The 16,294-nt window shown below is 52.8% G+C and carries 15 protein-coding genes; 9 read left to right on the forward strand and 6 right to left on the reverse strand.

The features are described from left to right. Position 1 precedes the first annotated feature (1 nt). Entirely contained in the window at positions 2–973 is a 972-nt protein-coding gene (locus tag MKY12_RS12615; RefSeq protein WP_339313973.1) for an aminoglycoside phosphotransferase family protein, read from the forward strand. A gap of 82 nt (positions 974–1,055) precedes the next feature. Here MKY12_RS12615 and fabV read toward each other — a convergent pair whose 3' ends face one another. After that, positions 1,056–2,249 (reverse strand): enoyl-ACP reductase FabV, encoded by a 1,194-nt coding sequence (fabV, locus tag MKY12_RS12620; RefSeq protein WP_339313974.1) that lies wholly within the window; start codon positions 2,247–2,249, stop codon positions 1,056–1,058. 158 nt (positions 2,250–2,407) lie between these two features. On the opposite strand from fabV, the gene MKY12_RS12625 reads away from it, so the two are divergent. From MKY12_RS12625 to MKY12_RS12635, 3 genes are all read left to right on the forward strand, one after another. After that, positions 2,408–2,929 (forward strand): HXXEE domain-containing protein, encoded by a 522-nt coding sequence (locus MKY12_RS12625; RefSeq protein WP_209873302.1) that lies wholly within the window; start codon positions 2,408–2,410, stop codon positions 2,927–2,929. 126 nt (positions 2,930–3,055) lie between these two features. Further along, positions 3,056–4,126: an ABC transporter ATP-binding protein gene (locus MKY12_RS12630; protein ID WP_036729120.1), complete on the forward strand. Its 1,071-nt coding sequence runs from the start codon at positions 3,056–3,058 to the stop codon at positions 4,124–4,126. Between the two features lie 169 nt (positions 4,127–4,295). Continuing rightward, a complete protein-coding gene (locus tag MKY12_RS12635; RefSeq protein WP_339313975.1) occupies positions 4,296–5,729 on the forward strand; it encodes a glycoside hydrolase family 43 protein in 1,434 nt (477 codons plus the stop codon). Positions 5,730–5,845: 116 nt separating this feature from the next. Here the strand turns inward: MKY12_RS12635 and fabF are convergent, their stop codons facing one another. After that, on the reverse strand, positions 5,846–7,084 hold the full coding sequence (gene fabF / locus MKY12_RS12640; RefSeq protein WP_339313976.1) for a beta-ketoacyl-ACP synthase II: 1,239 nt from the start codon (positions 7,082–7,084) through the stop codon (positions 5,846–5,848). A 132-nt stretch (positions 7,085–7,216) separates the two neighbouring features. Between fabF and MKY12_RS12645 the strand changes: the two genes are divergently transcribed. Together MKY12_RS12645 and MKY12_RS12650 are read left to right on the forward strand one after the other, a co-directional pair. After that, the gene (locus tag MKY12_RS12645) at positions 7,217–8,059 is read left to right on the forward strand and encodes a helix-turn-helix transcriptional regulator (protein WP_339313978.1); all 843 of its coding nucleotides are present in this window, start codon (positions 7,217–7,219) and stop codon (positions 8,057–8,059) included. Between the two features lie 124 nt (positions 8,060–8,183). Beyond that, positions 8,184–9,293 carry a citrate synthase/methylcitrate synthase gene (locus MKY12_RS12650; RefSeq protein ID WP_339313980.1) on the forward strand — a complete coding sequence of 370 codons (1,110 nt, stop codon included), beginning with the start codon at positions 8,184–8,186 and terminating at the stop codon, positions 9,291–9,293. A 183-nt stretch (positions 9,294–9,476) separates the two neighbouring features. On the opposite strand, the gene MKY12_RS12655 is transcribed toward MKY12_RS12650, so the two are convergent. Further along, positions 9,477–9,959 (reverse strand): hypothetical protein, encoded by a 483-nt coding sequence (locus tag MKY12_RS12655; protein ID WP_339256221.1) that lies wholly within the window; start codon positions 9,957–9,959, stop codon positions 9,477–9,479. Between the two features lie 231 nt (positions 9,960–10,190). Continuing rightward, positions 10,191–10,478 (reverse strand): hypothetical protein, encoded by a 288-nt coding sequence (locus MKY12_RS12660; protein WP_036694360.1) that lies wholly within the window; start codon positions 10,476–10,478, stop codon positions 10,191–10,193. Positions 10,479–10,661: 183 nt separating this feature from the next. Between MKY12_RS12660 and MKY12_RS12665 the strand changes: the two genes are divergently transcribed. Continuing rightward, complete coding sequence (locus tag MKY12_RS12665) at positions 10,662–11,429, forward strand: exodeoxyribonuclease III (protein WP_339314857.1); 768 nt, start codon at positions 10,662–10,664, stop codon at positions 11,427–11,429. A gap of 98 nt (positions 11,430–11,527) precedes the next feature. Here the strand turns inward: MKY12_RS12665 and MKY12_RS12670 are convergent, their stop codons facing one another. Both MKY12_RS12670 and MKY12_RS12675 read right to left on the reverse strand, forming a co-directional pair. Beyond that, positions 11,528–13,039 carry an amidase family protein gene (locus MKY12_RS12670; protein WP_339313981.1) on the reverse strand — a complete coding sequence of 504 codons (1,512 nt, stop codon included), beginning with the start codon at positions 13,037–13,039 and terminating at the stop codon, positions 11,528–11,530. 13 nt (positions 13,040–13,052) lie between these two features. Beyond that, the gene (locus MKY12_RS12675; RefSeq protein WP_339313982.1) at positions 13,053–14,198 is read right to left on the reverse strand and encodes a VanZ family protein; all 1,146 of its coding nucleotides are present in this window, start codon (positions 14,196–14,198) and stop codon (positions 13,053–13,055) included. Between the two features lie 132 nt (positions 14,199–14,330). Here MKY12_RS12675 and MKY12_RS12680 point away from each other — a divergent pair, with 132 nt between their 5' ends. Together MKY12_RS12680 and MKY12_RS12685 are read left to right on the forward strand one after the other, a co-directional pair. Continuing rightward, positions 14,331–14,678, forward strand: a complete 348-nt coding sequence (locus MKY12_RS12680) for a hypothetical protein (protein WP_339313983.1) — start codon at positions 14,331–14,333, stop codon at positions 14,676–14,678. 135 nt (positions 14,679–14,813) lie between these two features. Beyond that, entirely contained in the window at positions 14,814–16,046 is a 1,233-nt protein-coding gene (locus MKY12_RS12685; protein WP_339313984.1) for an aminopeptidase, read from the forward strand. Positions 16,047–16,294: the final 248 nt, after the last annotated feature.

Consider the following 16,294-nt stretch of genomic DNA (forward strand, 5'->3'; position numbering starts at 1 on the left):
GGTGGAGAGCTTCACTAAAGTCCAATTGAACGACTGGCAGCTTAGTCTCTTGACTGCCGCAGCCTTTGGGACAGATGTGCAGATCGCCAGCAGCAGGGAGTTGACTGCCGGATTCTTCAATACGGCTTATGACCTGGAGCTTAGCGACGGCCGCTCCGTCATTCTTAAGGTGGCTCCGGACCCGGAGACAGAGACTCTTAGCTACGAGAAGGATATCATGCGTGCTGAGGTGGAGGCTCTCCGGCTGGTACGTGCTGCTGGCGGTGTGCCTGTGCCGGAAGTGTACAGCTATGACGACAGTCTGCAGCTGGTTCCGTGTCCGTATTTTTTCATGGAGAAGATTGAAGGGCAGCCGTATAACGAGGTGAAGGAGAGTCTCACTGAGGAACAGCGGTATTCCATTGAATACGAGCTGGGTCAGTATCAGCGGAGAATCAATGCGATTGAAGGGCCAGCCTTCGGGCTGTTCGGCAAAGAGTCTGACGGGAGCGGGCTCACCTGGAGGGAGACCTTCCGGTCTATGCTGCTGAACCTGCTTCAGGATGCGGTCAGACTGGGTGCACGATTGCCCGCAGATCAGCAGGAAATAGAACAGGTGCTGGAGCTGTATCTGCCTGCTCTGGATGAAGTGACGCAGCCGCGCCTGGTGCACTGGGATCTGTGGAACGGCAACATCTTTGTAAGGGATGGGGTAATCGTATCCATCATTGACTGGGAGCGGGCGATGTGGGGCGATGTGCTGCTGGAGTATTATTTCCGGCATTTCGAGAGCTCGGCAGCGTTCTATGAAGGGTATGGGTCGGCTTTTGCCAGCCGGAATGAAGGGCTGCGTAAGCAGCTATATGACCTGTATCTGGACCTTATCATGCTTATAGAATGTTATTCGCGCCAGTACAAGGATGAGAATCATGTGAACTGGGCGCATGACAATCTCGCTGAGTCCTGGAAGCGGTTCTCGGCTCTGGTACTATAGGATACACAAGAGGCCGGATCTCTTCTGAGATTCCGGCCTCTTGAGATTGTGTACAACAGACCAGATGAATGTCAGTCAGCAATCAGTAGCTGCTGTTCCGGATGGCAACAACCGGGCTGATGTCAGCTTCATAGTCAACGCCGCCGGATTCGAAACCGAACAGCTGGAAGAACTCGCGTCTGTAACCGGCCAGATCGGAATATTCGTAGACGTTCTCCGTGCTCAGCATGGGCCAGATCCGGTCCACTTCGGTCTGCACAGCGTGGCTCATCTCATGGTCATCTATCCGGATACGCCCTTGCGCATCTACCGGAGTCCCTTCCGGGTTGTACAGGAAACCGGTATACAGCCGGTAGGCTTGCTCAATACAGCCTTCGTGCACTCCCTGTTCCTTCATGACCTTATAGAGTACTGAAATGTATAGCGGGACTACAGGAATCGCCGAGCTGGATTGGGTCACCAGACCCTTACTGACTGCCACATAGGCGCGGCCGCCAGTTCGTGATAATTCTGCATTCAGCTGTAAGGCTGTAGCTTCCAGATGGTCTTTAGCCCGGCCGATGGTCCCGTCGCGGTAGACAGCCTGTGTAAGCTCTGGACCTACATAGGAAAAGGCGAGAGTGACCGCATCTGCTGCCAAAACCCCGGAATCCCGGAGCGCTTTAATCCATAGCTGCCAGTCTTCTCCGCCCATCACATGAACAGTAGCATCGATTTCAGCTTCGGTGGCCGGTTCAATCTGTACGGTGCTTAGTTCTCCGGTATGGAAATTAACGGTTGTATTGGTATAAGGGCTGCCGATCGGCTTCAACACAGATTGATGAACTTCTCCGGTCTGCGGGTCTGTTCTGCGCGCCGAGGCTACACTGTAGATGACCAGATCAACCTGTCCAAGCTCACTGCGGATCAACTTGATGGTCCGTTCTTTTGTCTCAGCGGTAAAAGCGTCCCCGCACACGCTATAAGAGCGCAGGCCCGCCGTGTGGGCCATCTCCTCAAACGCTGCGGAATTATACCAGCCTGCGGAGGCGGTCCGGGTCTCGCTGGCTGTACTCGGCCTATAGACACCTACAGTGGCTGCTCCAGCACCGAAGGCTGCTGCAATTCGGGCAGCAAGCCCGTAACCGGTTGAAGCGCCGATAACGAGCACATTGCGGGGACCTGTAAACCTTTTTTGATTCAGTACATAGGTCACTTGCTCCTGTACCTGCTGCGCACAGCCTGCCGGATGGGCAGTCGTGCAGATGAACCCGCGGGTTCTTGGTTTTATGATCATTTTAGTGTTACCTCGCTTTCCTGGGTGGTCCTAGGATATAATTTACTTTATCGAGTGTTATCCCCGCAAGCAGGACAGTGACAGCAGAGAACATACCGGATGACAACTTTCACGGCAAAGGGACGGATGTTATGATGTTGAACTGGCTTCAAATACATATGGACGTAATAAGCTTGCTGTGGCTGCTGCCTGTAGTCTTTATGTTTCATGATTTTGAAGAGATTCTTACAGTGGAGTCTTGGGGGAACAAACATGGACCGGCTGTTACCGCATCGCTTTCCCCCTCATTGCGGAAGCGTATGGCACCTATGATGGGCATGACTACGAGGAATTTTGCCATGGATGTGCTCTTCGTGTATATTCTGATAGTAGGGGTAACCTTTGTTGCGGTATTTTTAGAGTTCTACTGGCTCTACTTAGCTGTCCTCGCTGCGCTGCTGCTGCATGTCTTCACACATTTGGCACAAAGTATGGTTCTGAAGCTGTATACCCCAGGTGTTGTGACAGCACTGCTTGTGATATTTCCGTATTCCTTGTATGCTTTTTACCGTCTCCTTCATGAGGGTGTTGTCAGTGAAGCTGACATAGGGTGGTCGCTGCTGCTCATGTTGATTCTAACACCGCCGCTTGTATGGGGATTGATGAAGAAGCGGACAAGGCATAAGCATAGCGAAGAATGATGATTTTTGACGGTGACGTTTTCAGAAAAATCTTGACGTAAGCCCCTAAAGGTAGATAAAATAATAGTATTGCGTGTTTTTTGGAATCACTATCATAACTTGAAAAGAAACAGAGAGGGTGACAGGATGGAGCGCCTTTTAGAGGTAAAAGACCTGGCTATATCATTCAGAACACGCGGAGGAGAAGTTCAAGCAATCCGTGGTGTCAGCTTTCATGTAAATAAAGGGGAGACACTGGCGATTGTTGGCGAATCCGGTTCCGGTAAGAGCGTAACCTCGCAAGCCGTCATGAAGCTGGTTCCTCAGCCTGCGGGCGAATATAAGCGTGGACAGATTCTGTTCGATGGACAAGATCTGATCGGCAAGAGTGAGAAGCAGATGCAAAAAATCCGCGGCAAAGAAATCGGAATGATCTTCCAAGATCCGATGACTTCACTCAACCCGATGATGAAGGTTGGCCGGCAGATTACGGAAGTGCTGTTCAAGCATGAGAATATCACAAAGGAAGCTGCCTACAAACGTGGCGTTGAATTGCTTAATCTGGTAGGTATTCCGTCACCGGAACGCCGTTTCCAGCAGTACCCGCATGAATTCAGCGGCGGGATGCGCCAACGTGTTGTAATCGCTATGGCATTGGCGGCTAACCCTAAGCTCCTGATTGCCGATGAGCCGACAACCGCGCTTGACGTAACGATTCAGGCACAGATCCTTGATCTGATGAAGGACCTGCAAAAGAAGATTGATACAGCGATCATTTTCATCACCCATGACCTTGGGGTTGTGGCAAGAATGGCTGACCGTGTAGCTGTAATGTATGCCGGACAGATCGTTGAAATGGGTACTGCAGAAGAGATCTTCTATGATCCAAGACATCCGTACACTTGGGGACTGTTGGCTTCCATGCCAAGTCTGGAGAGCAAAGGCTCGATGCTTACAGCGATCCCGGGCACACCACCCGACTTGATCAAGCCGCCTAAGGGGGATGCTTTCGCCCTGCGCAGCACGTATGCAATGGCGATTGACATGGAGAAGGAACCGCCAATGTACAAGGTATCGGACTCCCATCTTGTGAAGTCTTGGCTGATGCATCCGATGGCACCAGCGGTGGAGCCGCCGGATGTCGTGAAGAAGCAGCGCCGCGTGTTGAGCAATGCCTATCCAGAGCCGGTACTTGTCGGCAACAGCAGCGAATACTAAGTTTGATTAGATCAGCGTCAGGCCATAATCGGCCTGGCGTTTTTTTGTTATATGGGGAATTATATTTCATATAAACCTAAAACAAAACTAACTAATATAAATAAAAGTATTGACTTAATCTCATTTGCCCAGCAAAATGTAAGGGTATACATAGGGAGGTTATGATGAGATGAGAAAAAGATCCTTAACGGCGTTGATATCCTTATCCCTACTGTCAGCATGCAGTGGAGGGAATCCGGAGGGGCCGCCGGAGTTCGGGAATGTATCTGTACACGATCCCTCTGTGATTAAGGTGGAGGATACGTATTACGTGTTCGGTTCGCATCTGGCCTCGGCCAAATCCAAGGATCTGATGTCGTGGACGCAGATTTCTTCCGGCGTGACGGACGATAATGTGCTGATACCGAATGTAACGGAGGAGCTTAGCGAGACGCTTAGCTGGGCCCAGTCGGATACGCTGTGGGCACCGGATGTCATTCAGTTGGCAGACGGCAAGTTCTACATGTATTACGATGCCTGCAAGGGGGATTCCCCGCTGTCGGCGCTAGGTATTGCCGTAGCCGATGAGATTGAAGGTCCTTACAAGAATAAAGGCATTATTCTGAAGTCGGGAATGTCCAGCATCGGGGATGATGGAGAGGTGTACGATGCCACGGAGAAGCCGAATGTGGTGGACCCTGATGTGTTTTTTGATAAAGACGGCAAGCTGTGGATGGTCTACGGCTCCTACTCGGGCGGGATCTTCATCCTGGAGCTGGACCCGGCTACGGGCTTCCCGCTGGAGGGCCAGGGCTACGGCAAGAAGCTGCTCGGAGGGAATCATGCGCGGATTGAAGGGCCGTATATGCTATACAGCCCGGAGACCGATTATTACTATCTGTTCCTCTCCTACGGAGGGCTTGATGCGAATGGCGGCTATAATATCCGTGTAGCGCGTTCCAAGCATCCGGCTGGCCCGTTCGAGGACTCGGAAGGTAAGGCTATGCTGGATGCGCAGGGGACGCCGGGAGTGCTGTTCGATGATCCGGCCTACGCACCTTACGGCGTGAAGCTGATGGGGAATTATGAATTTGTGAATACAGCTGAAGAAGCCGCCGGATCAGGTACAGGCTATGTCTCCCCTGGACATAATTCGGCGTACTACGACGAGACAAGCGGGCAGTATTATCTGATCTTCCATACCCGGTTCCCGGGTCTTGGGGAGCAGCATGAGGTTCGGGTTCATCAGATGTTCATGAATGAAGCAGGCTGGCCTGTTGTCGCACCACACCGTTACGGAGGCGAGAAGATAGGCAAGTACACTGACAAGGATGTGACGGGTGCTTACATGCTGGTGAACCACGGCAAGGAGATTACGGCTGAGCTGGCGGAGTCGCAGTTGGTAGAGCTGAACTCAGACGGTACGATAAGCGGGGCAGTAACAGGTACATGGTCCTTGAGCAAGGATCATATGGCGAAGCTGACGATAGAGGGTTCGGAGTACAGCGGGGTGTTCCTGCGGGAGTGGAATGAAGCGGCCTCAAGCGAGGTAATGACCTTCACGGCACTTTCCGCGGAAGGCGTTGCAGTCTGGGGCAGCCATGTGTCACCGGAGAAAAAGTAACCTGATCCCATGAACAGTCAAGTTACAGCCGGCATCCTGGCTTTAACCATTACAAACAGCGGACCTCCCTTGGAATGGGAGATCCGCTGTTTGCTGTACATAGGAATTAGCTGCGATTATGCTTCATACTTGCGCAGAACGATTACAGCATTGTGGCCGCCGAAGCCAAAGGAATTGGAGATCCCGATCTTCAGCTCCGCTTGGCGGGCTACGTTAGGGACATAATCCAGGTCGCAGTACTCATCCGGCTGCTCCAGATTAATCGTCGGCGGGATGAGCCCTTCTTGCAGGCTTTTGAGCAGGGCAATAGCTTCCAGACCGCCGGCTGCGCCGAGGGCATGTCCGGTCATCGATTTGTTCGCCGTGACGGGAATCCGGTAGGCCTGCTCTCCGAACAGCTTCTTGATCGCCAGGGTCTCCGAACGGTCTCCGACGATTGTGCTGGTCGCGTGCGCGCTGATGACATCTACTTCCCCAGGAGTAATTCCGGCCTCGCTGAGTGCCAGCTTCATTGCCTGATAGGCTCCTATCCCCTCAGGATGGGTGGCTACCATATGATAAGCGTCCGAGCTGGCGCCATATCCGGTAACCTCGCCATAGATGACGGCATCTCTGCGCAGGGCATGGGAAAGGGATTCGAGGATCACAATAGCTCCGCCCTCCGCAATGACAAATCCGTCCCTGTTCCGGTCAAAAGGCCGGCTGACCCCCTGCGGCTCCCCGTTCCGGGTAGACAAAGCAGTCGCATTCCCGAAGCTGGCCAGGGCAATCTCGGTCACCGCCGCTTCCGCCCCTCCGGCGATGATTACATCGGCCCCGCCATAACGGATCAGGCGGAAGGCTTCGCCAATGGCCGTATTCCCGATGGAACAGGCTGTCACCGGCGAGAGTGTAGGCCCCTGCGCCCCCAGCTTGATGCTGATCATGGCTGCCGCCATATTGGAGATCAGCATCGGGATCAGGGTAGGGCTTACCCGCTCCGGTCCCCGGGAACGCAGCAGCTCGCCCTGATCCATCAATGTCTGGATACCGCCTACGCCGGAGCCTACATAGACGCCCAGCCGTTCCCGGTCCAGCTCCTCCAGCCGGAGACCGGAATGCGTCCAGGCTTCCTCTGCGGCAGCAAGCGCGAACTGGCTGAACCGGTCCATCCGCCGGGCCTCCTTGCGGCCGAATCTGGCATCCGGGTCGAAGGCCTGTACCGAGCCAGCAATCTTGGTTTTGAAGTGAGTGGTATCAAAAGAATCAATCGGCGTAATCCCCGATTCTCCTGCCGTAAGGCGGCTCCAGAACTGGTCCACGGTATTGCCAAGCGGGGAGATGACACCCATTCCTGTAATCACGACACGTTCCATCTTCTATTCCTCCTGTTAATCTGAATAAGCTTATTTTTTCATGTTGCTTATCCTATTACAAGTTGTAGTTTATACTAGTATAATTACTACTACACTAACAGACAGGCGAACTGTAAGGCAGGAGGAAGTATGATGTCCAATCAGAACAGGCTTCAAGCATTATCAGAATTCCTGAAAGCAAGACGCGCGGCCATTACCCCGGCAGCGGCGGGCCTCCCGGAGGGCACCCGCAGGCGGACGCCCGGGCTCCGGCGCGAGGAAGTGGCGCAGCTCTCGGGAGTAAGCAGCACCTGGTATACCTGGCTGGAGCAGGGGCGGGATATTAAAGTATCTCCATCTGTTCTTGATTGTATTGCCGCAGCATTACAGCTGACGAAGGATGAGCGGAGTTACTTGTTCGCTCTGGCGCTGGAGAACGGACCGGCAGTCGCAGACTATACCCAAGAGGAGCCTTCGGTGATTCATCCGTCCCTGCAGAAGATATTGCAGGAGCTGAAGACCTGCCCGACAATCATCTCGGACCGGCACTGCGGCATTGTCGGCTGGAATGAGGCAGCGGCGCATGTGTTTCTTGATTTCGCCAAGCTGGCTCCGCAGCAGCGCAATATGATCTCACTGCTGTTCGAGCGCAAGGAGTTCAGGCGGCTGGCGGTGAATTGGGAGCAGTTCGTCCGGGGATACCTATCGATCTTCCGCGCCTACTACGGGCAATACCTGGAGGACCGCTGGTACGATGAATTCATTGCGGAGATGAAGGAGCGGCATCCTGAATTCAATCATTTATGGGAAGAGAGCCGGGTCAGCTCCGCGCCGGATGTTGTACTGGAATTCCGGCATGCCAAAGCCGGCAAAATGCTGTTCCATCTAACCTCCCTACAAGTACAAGGTGCAGCGGATCTGCGCTGTAGCATCTACACGCCAGCCGGTGACTCTGGTACAGAAGCCAAGCTGAAGCAGCTTATGGAACCTAAGTAATACAGGTGATAGAATTTTCTTATTGATTCATAAAAAACTATAAATATGCAATATGGATTTAGCAGTTTATACTCCTAATATGATGAATTTCTTCCTGCGGGAGTGGAAAAGGGGTAAAGATATAATGGCTAAAGTAACGGGATTAGAAGGCGTAGTTGCCGGAGAGACAGCAATCGGATTGGTAGATGGGGAGAAAGGGTACCTGGTGTACCGCGGATATTGGGCCAAGGAGCTTGCGGTGAGCAAAAGCTATGAGGAAGTTGCTTATTTGCTCTGGAACGGACATCTGCCTGATGCGGAGGAACTGGCGCAGCTAAAGGCTCAAATGGCAGCGGAGAGAACGATTCCTGATTATCTCTGCAAGATGCTTGATCTGTATCCGGCGTCTGTACCGCTGATGCTGGTATTACAAAGTGCAGTGGCTGCGCTTGGGGATGAGGAGAACGCTACCTGGCCGCCCACACTGAAGCAAGCCGTGCGGCTGACGGCAATGCTACCGGCGATCATAGCTTACCGGTACCGCAGCCTTCAGGGCTTGCCGCCGCTGAAATCGCTTCCTGAGCTTGGCCATGCCGCGAATTATCTGTATCTGCTCACAGGCAAGCTGCCTGAAGAGGCTCATGTAAAGGCGCTTAGCGCCTATATGATCCTGTGCATGGAGCATGGCATGAATGCCTCTACCTTCGCCGGGCGGGTGGTGCTGTCCACGGAATCGGATATGTGCGCGGCCGTAGCCGGATCGATCGGGGCCATGAAGGGTCCGCTGCATGGCGGCGCGCCGTATGAAGTGATATCGATGCTGGAGGAGATCGGGACGAAGGAACGCGCGGAGCCTTGGCTGAGAGAGAAGCTTGAGGCCGGGGAGAAGCTGATGGGCTTCGGGCACCGGATCTACAAGACCAAGGACCCGCGGGCGGAAGCCCTGCAGATTGCGACCCTTACGATGGTCGGCAAGGATGCTTCCTTTGATCTTGCGCTTCATGTGGAGGCTACAGCGATAGCGCTTCTGGAGGAATATAAGCCGGGCCGCCGCCTGTTCACCAATGTCGAGTTCTATGCTGCGGCTATTCTGAAGGCGCTGGAGCTGGCGCCTGAGATCTTCACGCCTACATTCACAGCGGGAAGAATTGTCGGCTGGACGGCCCATTTGCTGGAGCAGTCAGCCCATAACCGGATTTTCCGGCCACAATCTACTTATATCGGACCTATGCCTGAATCAGAGACTGCCTTGTAAAAGCACATACCATCCGCCCAAACGGCGCACAAAACATCTCCAGTCGCCTAACAGCCGGGGCCAACCCGCAGCGAGGCGCATGGGAAATGTCCCGGAACGTAAATAATGCCCTTTACACTTCCTGCTGGGAAGGGAAAGGGCTGAAAAGTTTGCGTTCATGTTACTAGGAGGACTTGATGATACTTATTGACCGGCTGTATTTGAAGCCCAGACAGGATACCAGCCTAAACCCACGTTCTGTGTGTTGTAAAGAACTAAATTTCCGTCATCTTGAACGATTAGCAGGTCACCCACGAGGTTGACTGGTACATTCCCTTGTCCGTACCACGCTGTAGCCCATGCATTATTGTCTGACGTCCAAAATGGAGTATTATTCCAATCCATTAACTTAAGTCTGCCATTATATTGATCAATGACGAGCTGGGATATTCTAAAGTCGCTGGTATTGGTGTGCCATATCATGGTGCGTTTGTGATTATTCCATAACTGTATATCTCCTGAAGGCATAAAGTTCAGGATATATTTCATGTTGTTTGATACTAGCGGGCTCGCATTCCCAATAAATCTTTCGCGAACCGTGAGACGTTCTCCAAATGCAAATGTTGCAGAAGCAATAGGGAGCTGGATCATGAGCACCGCAAATAAAAGCAGAAAAATCTTTTTCATAATAGCCTCTTTTCTGGTATATTTTATCATTTTCTCATCAACTATATCATAAATTTTATATAAATGAGAGATTAATCTAAAGATTGTAAAATATATTTCTGAATTGAGAGATTCAATCAAATAAGCGGAATGGATCGTATTTGTCCTGAAACGACAAAAAGATGGACTCCCCGGAATAGCGAGAAGTCCAAAAATAGTCAACAGAGCATGAGGGGATACTCTTACATTAGATTAGAAATCAGAGGTTGCCACTTCGATGGTGCCGAAGACTGCACCGGCAGCTGTGCTGAGAAGTCCAGCGACAAGCAGTGCATGAACAGATAGAGTGAGACTGTTAAATGCAGGGATCAGATAAGTGACCACTGGAGCGTTGACGCGGTAAATAACGAGATCCACGGGGAACCCGGAATTGTTGTTTACCGTCACAGCTGCGTTGATGCCACCTGCCAGATTTTCATAGTAAGATTTACCTACGGAAGCCGGCAGATTGAAGAATTGTTGCGGTAATAGGATAGCCATTGTAATGTCCTCCTTTTCCTTGTGATAGGATAGTATATTCGGCAAAACTATGATTGCTGTAACGTATGCCATGGGAGATTCACACATTTCAATAGGATGCCGGCAGATTCATAGACAAATAGACAACCCGGATCTATGGTACACTGGATGTAATCTAGTGACAGGTAAGGGGAAATGACAACGATGAAGCTGGTATCCTGGAATGTGAACGGTCTGAGAGCTTGTGTGAATAAAGGGTTTAGCGAGTATTTCCGGGAGGTTGACGCAGATATCTTCTGTGTGCAGGAGACGAAGCTCCAGAAGGGACAGATTGTTCTGGACCACGGGGAAGAATATGCCGGGTACTGGAATTATGCGCTCAAAAAAGGATATTCGGGTACGGCTGTATTCACTAGAATCAAGCCGCTATCCGTACGATATGGACTGGAGCAGGAGACGGAGGATGAGGGGCGGATTATCACCCTGGAATTCCCTGATTTCTATCTGGTGAATGTGTATACGCCGAATGCCAAGCGCGATCTGTCGAGGCTGGATTACCGGATGGAGTGGGAGGACCGGTTCCGCGCCTACTTGCTGAAGCTGGATGAGCATAAGCCGGTTGTCGTGTGCGGGGATCTGAATGTGGCGCATCAGGAGATTGACCTGAAGAATGCGAGATCGAACCGGGGGAATTCAGGCTTCACCGACGAAGAACGCGGCAAAATGACCACGCTGCTCGCAGCCGGCTTCGTGGATACCTTCAGATGGTTCTATCCTGAGCTGGAGGGTGCCTACAGCTGGTGGTCCTACATGCCTAAGGTCAGAGAGAAGAATGTGGGCTGGCGGATCGATTATTTTCTCGCTTCAGAGCGCTTGACCCCGCGTCTGCTGGACGCCGGAATTGAATGTAATGTCCTAGGCAGCGATCATTGCCCGGTGGTCCTCCATCTGGCGGATACGGCGGGAGCATAGACAGAGTGTATATCTATGATATAAAAAGAGGCGGTATCCCGGAGTTCGGGATACCGCCTCTTGTGGTTGTGTCAGCGGCTGAGCGGAGGCTAACCAGGTTATTCTGACGCGCTACCTGGCTCGAGCACCGGCGGTCGCCTGTGCTTCGTGGCCTGTTCGTAACTATACGCAATCCCTAGCAGCATAGCTTCACTATGGGCTGAGGCACAGAAGGTGATGCCCTGCGGTCCCTTGGTAAGATAGCTGCCCGGCGTAACAATACCTGAGTCGGTGTAGCCGGCCGGAACTGTAATCAGCGGATAACCTGCTCTTGCTGCTAGTTCACATCCATGATCTCCGGGGAAGAGGATCACATCCAGACTGTAATGCTCCAGGGCATAATCAATTCCCTGCTTACCGGCTAATGAACGGGAAGACTGCAGCTGCTCCAGATATTGTTGCTCAGTAATGTCATCCCCGGAGGAATTCAGCCATTCCAGTTTTCCTTGGCCGTATTTCAGCGCCTGTCCGCTATGCTGCTGGTTGAAATCAAGCAGCTGCTGCAGAGAATGCACAGGAGCCGACTCCGGCAGGCTTCCCAGATAGCGGTTCAAGCCGTGCTTGAACTCATATTGTAGAATCGTAGGGTTCCATTCAGCATTCTGATTCTGATTGGGCAGCTCCACAGGGTCGATAATCTCTGCCCCCAGCTCCCGCAGGACCGCTATGGCAGATTCCATCATGTCCAGCGCTTCAGTATCCAGATCACTATAATAGAAGCGCGGAATTCCGATCCGCTTGGCTGTTAGTGCATCTACTTCCAGCCCTGCCGAATAATCCAGGGCAGCAGAGGAGGAAGAGCCGTCGTTCCCGGCCATCACATGCAGCAGGAGTGCGGCGTCTTTGACGGTTCTGGCCATGGGACCGGCGCTGTCCTGGCTGCCGATTCCCGGTATAATTCCCTTATTGCTGACCAGTCCCCAAGTAGGCTTCAGGCCGACAAGGGAGTTGTGAGCCGCCGGGCTGATGATGGAGCCGGAGGTTTCCGTTCCTACGGCCACGGTGACAAGGTTAGCGGCAACAGCTGCCGCACTTCCCGAGCTGGAGCCGCCAATGAACAGCTCCCCGGGACCGTAGGGATTAAGTACCAGCCCGCCGCGTGCACTGTATCCGGCCCACATGGTAGGCGACATGAAATTGGCCCATTCGGTCATATTGGCTTTGCCCAGAATCACTGCCCCGGCTGCCCTTAGCCGTGTGATAAGCTCAGCGTCTTCTGCTGCTATGCAATCGGCAAGCGCCAAGGCTCCTGCACTGGTGTGCAGCTGATCTGCTGTGCCGATGTTATCTTTGACCAAGACCGGAATACCGTGCAGCGGTCCCCGGATGCCCTGATCCCTTCGTTCCTGGTCGAGCCTCGCGGCAATCGCAAGAGCCTCTGGATTCACCTCCAGTACGGAGCGGAGCAGACCGTCCAACCGGTTGATTCTTTCCAAATACCAGCCTACCAGCACTTCGGAGGTTAGGTTACCTTGTGCCATTTGCTCCTGAATGCTGGTGATGTCTGCTTCTATTAACCAATCTAGCCTGTCTAGATCAGTGGATATACGGGTGAAATCGTTATTATTCATAAGTGTTGTACCTCTATTCATTGTTTGTAGTGTTGTCCACGGTCTCGCTTGCCGCTGCCTGATGCCGCTTCGGCCAGCTGATTATATTGCGGGTTCTGCTAAGCTCCTCGTAGAGGAGCGGACGGTCACGCTTAATCAGTCGCAGCACCAAATGGATGAAGAAGGCCAAATCTGCCAAGAGGATGACTATTTTCACAAGAGCAGCCAGCGCTGTGCCGATAGAGACGAAGAAGGAGGAGTCAGGCATCAGGGAATTCATTCCGCCTAAGACGCCATAGAGTAATCCATATCGTGCCCATACCTCCCAGGGTCTGGCCGGGCCGCCGTCTTCACTCCTAAGCCGGATACGCACGACCCATTTGCCGAAGGTGCGCCCGCCTGTGAGCAGAGGAATGCTCAGGAAATAGACCATACTAACTGCCCACAACGAAATACTCAGCGAGAGCAGATTGAGGAGAATGGTCACCGCGAGCAGCAGGATGGAATCCAGCAGGAAAGCAAGGGCGCGGCGGGTGTAGGTCACTCTTTTGGCGGAAAGGTCCTCTTGGCTGTCAAGCTTCTCAATCCTCGGCAGCAGGCCGGAGATCCATAGGGAGAGCTTGAATCCGATCATGCCGCCCAGCGTATTCGTGATCATGTCATCGACATCGAAGATCCGGTAGGGGTGGTCGAAGAACCCGTAAATGCCTGTAATTTGCGTAATTTCGAACAACAGCGACAGCGCAAAGGACAGAATAATGCAGACCACCCAGCGCGTGCGGAAGTAGTAGCCCAGGAACATACCGAAGGGTACGGTCAGCAGTACATTGAAGGCCGCCAGCAGAAAATCCGCTCCGGTTAGCACATTAAGGTAGCTGGAAGGGTCGCTGCGCGTAATTGGCGTATTGTGCAGAATATCCTGGATGAACTGCAGCGGCACGAACTGGAGCATGCTCCCGGCGGGGGCTGCATTATGCCTGGAATCAGGCAAGGGAAGCAGGACCAGGAAGAATGCGTTAAGCAGGTACAGCAGTAGCAAATACAGCACCAAGGCCCGGATTTTATTGATATAGCCGTGCCGGCGGTATTGCACGATCAGCAGCGGCAAGGTGAAGAACAGCGCCGCAACCGGAAAAGCCATGAATGCATAGGAAATCGGAAATAGATAAGTCTGGAACATGGGTTCACCTGCTGTCAGTATTTTGTCACAACGACTTCATTATAGAATTAAACCTAAACCGTCTCAACAGAATTAATCATTCTAACCGTTCTTTCCTGCATAGACATGTTAGGAGAGGAGCGTGAGGACTATATGGAAAAGAAGGTTCAACAGTATTACAAGCTCAAGGCGAAGCAGAAGGAGCTGGAAAAGGAGCTGGCCGGACTCCGGCAGGAGATTCTTGTCCATATCAATGAAGCGGGGCAGACTGAGGCAGTGTTCGGCAGCTACAAGGTCAAGCTGGTCACTCAAAACCGCAAGGAATATGATGACGACAAGCTCTATCAGACCCTGTCCGACCCCGAACTGTGGCGGCTGCTCTCCCGGGCAGATCCGGCCAAGGTTGCCAGCCTGACGAAGCTGAAAGTGATCGCAGAGGAGAAAATTGCCCATACGTACGATGTGAAGACCATTCAGCTGTTGCAGGTGGATAAGCAGTAGAGCAGCGTTGCCGGAAGCTTAAGCGTTACATCATGCTCAGCTTCCGGTTGTACATAGAACTTAGAGTACGTGCCATCTTCCCGGTCTTCCGCTATAATTGTACAGAGACAGAGAAGATATGGAGGAAGAGAAGAAATGAAGGATTTTGAGCAGATGCTGGAGAAATACGCAGAACTGGTAGTGAAGGTCGGTGTGAATGTGCAGCCGGGACAAGTGCTGATGGTACATGCCCCCCTGGAGACTGCGGAGCTTACCCGGCTGATTGTAGGCAAGGCCTATGACGCCGGAGCGAAATACGTGCTTGTAGACTGGGACGATGAAGCGGTCACACGCATCCGTTACGAGAAGGCTCCTGAGGAATCGTTCGGGTATTATCCGCAGTGGCATGCCGATATGCTGGAGGGATTCGCTGAAGAAGGCGGGGCTATATTACATATAAAGGTGCCGGACCCGGAATTATTCCGCGGGATCGATTCGGCCAAGGTCTCCACTGCCGTTAAGGCGGCTGCGGTTGCGCGCAAGAAGTACCAGGCCTACACCCGCAACAGCAGAATCAGCTGGTCGCTGATCAAGGCGCCGACACGTGCCTGGGCGAACAAGGTGTTCGCAGATCTGCCGGAGGAAGAGCGGATCGATGCGATGTGGGAAGCGGTGTTCCAGATGAACCGTGTGAACAGCGGAGACCCGGTGGCTTCATGGCGCAGTCATATCGGTGAGCTGAAGCAGAGCCAGGACCGTATGAACGCCAAGCGTTACAAAAGCTTGCATTACCGCGCTCCGGGCACGGATCTGCGTGTCGAGCTGCCGGAAGGCCATTTATGGCGGGGCGGCGGCGGGGAGAATGCGCGCGGCGTCTATTTTGTAGCGAATATGCCTACAGAAGAGATCTATACGATGCCCCATCGCACCGGTGTAAATGGCACGGTCAAGAGTACGCTTCCGCTGAACCTGAACGGGCGGCTCGTCGACGGAATCACCGTTACCTTCACGGACGGCAAGGTTACCGCCTATGACGCTGAATCCGGCCGCGAGCACCTGACTTCCTTGCTGGATACGGATGAGGGAGCCTCATACCTCGGAGAAGTGGCGCTGGTGCCGCATGACTCGCCGATCTCCCGGCTGAACAGAGTATTCTATAACACCGGAATTGACGAGAATGCCTCCTGTCATTTCGCACTGGGCAGCGCATATCCGGTTAATATAGAAGGGGGTACCTCCATGACAAGCGAAGAGCTGCTGTCCAGAGGTGCCAATGTCAGCCTCACGCATGTCGATTTCATGGTCGGCTCCGATGCGCTTGATATTGACGGGGAACTGGCCGACGGTACGATCGAGCCGGTGTTCCGCAAGGGGAATTGGGTGCTCTAGGTGTGTCCTATCGAGAAGTGAAGTAATCTACAGAACTAAGTCATCCTAACGGATGAATAGGATTACCTTCGCACCAGTGCAATGTATACTGTTTTCCACATACATTCGGGCCATACGCCCGCTTGCGAACACAATGTATACTGTTTTCCACATACATTCTGGGCCATACGCCCGCGCGCAGCACAATGTATACTGTTTTCCACATACATTCGAGCCATATGCCTGCTTGCGAACGCAATGTATGCTGT

This window comes from Paenibacillus sp. FSL M7-0896, assembly GCF_037975415.1.
In the GTDB taxonomy this organism is placed as follows: Bacteria; Bacillota; Bacilli; order Paenibacillales; family Paenibacillaceae; genus Paenibacillus_AQ; species Paenibacillus_AQ silagei.

Coding starts and splice junctions, on each gene's coding strand:
- MKY12_RS12665 (WP_339314857.1), top strand. CDS start 10,662: ATGAAGCTGGTATCCTGGAATGTGAACGGTCTGAGAGCTTGTGTGAAT.
- fabV (WP_339313974.1), bottom strand. CDS start 2,249: ATGATCATAAAACCAAGAACCCGCGGGTTCATCTGCACGACTGCCCAT.
- MKY12_RS12635 (WP_339313975.1), top strand. CDS start 4,296: ATGAGAAAAAGATCCTTAACGGCGTTGATATCCTTATCCCTACTGTCA.
- MKY12_RS12645 (WP_339313978.1), top strand. CDS start 7,217: ATGTCCAATCAGAACAGGCTTCAAGCATTATCAGAATTCCTGAAAGCA.
- fabF (WP_339313976.1), bottom strand. CDS start 7,084: ATGGAACGTGTCGTGATTACAGGAATGGGTGTCATCTCCCCGCTTGGC.
- MKY12_RS12660 (WP_036694360.1), bottom strand. CDS start 10,478: ATGGCTATCCTATTACCGCAACAATTCTTCAATCTGCCGGCTTCCGTA.
- MKY12_RS12675 (WP_339313982.1), bottom strand. CDS start 14,198: ATGTTCCAGACTTATCTATTTCCGATTTCCTATGCATTCATGGCTTTT.
- MKY12_RS12655 (WP_339256221.1), bottom strand. CDS start 9,959: ATGAAAAAGATTTTTCTGCTTTTATTTGCGGTGCTCATGATCCAGCTC.
- MKY12_RS12680 (WP_339313983.1), top strand. CDS start 14,331: ATGGAAAAGAAGGTTCAACAGTATTACAAGCTCAAGGCGAAGCAGAAG.
- MKY12_RS12630 (WP_036729120.1), top strand. CDS start 3,056: ATGGAGCGCCTTTTAGAGGTAAAAGACCTGGCTATATCATTCAGAACA.
- MKY12_RS12685 (WP_339313984.1), top strand. CDS start 14,814: ATGAAGGATTTTGAGCAGATGCTGGAGAAATACGCAGAACTGGTAGTG.
- MKY12_RS12650 (WP_339313980.1), top strand. CDS start 8,184: ATGGCTAAAGTAACGGGATTAGAAGGCGTAGTTGCCGGAGAGACAGCA.
- MKY12_RS12625 (WP_209873302.1), top strand. CDS start 2,408: ATGGACGTAATAAGCTTGCTGTGGCTGCTGCCTGTAGTCTTTATGTTT.
- MKY12_RS12670 (WP_339313981.1), bottom strand. CDS start 13,039: ATGAATAATAACGATTTCACCCGTATATCCACTGATCTAGACAGGCTA.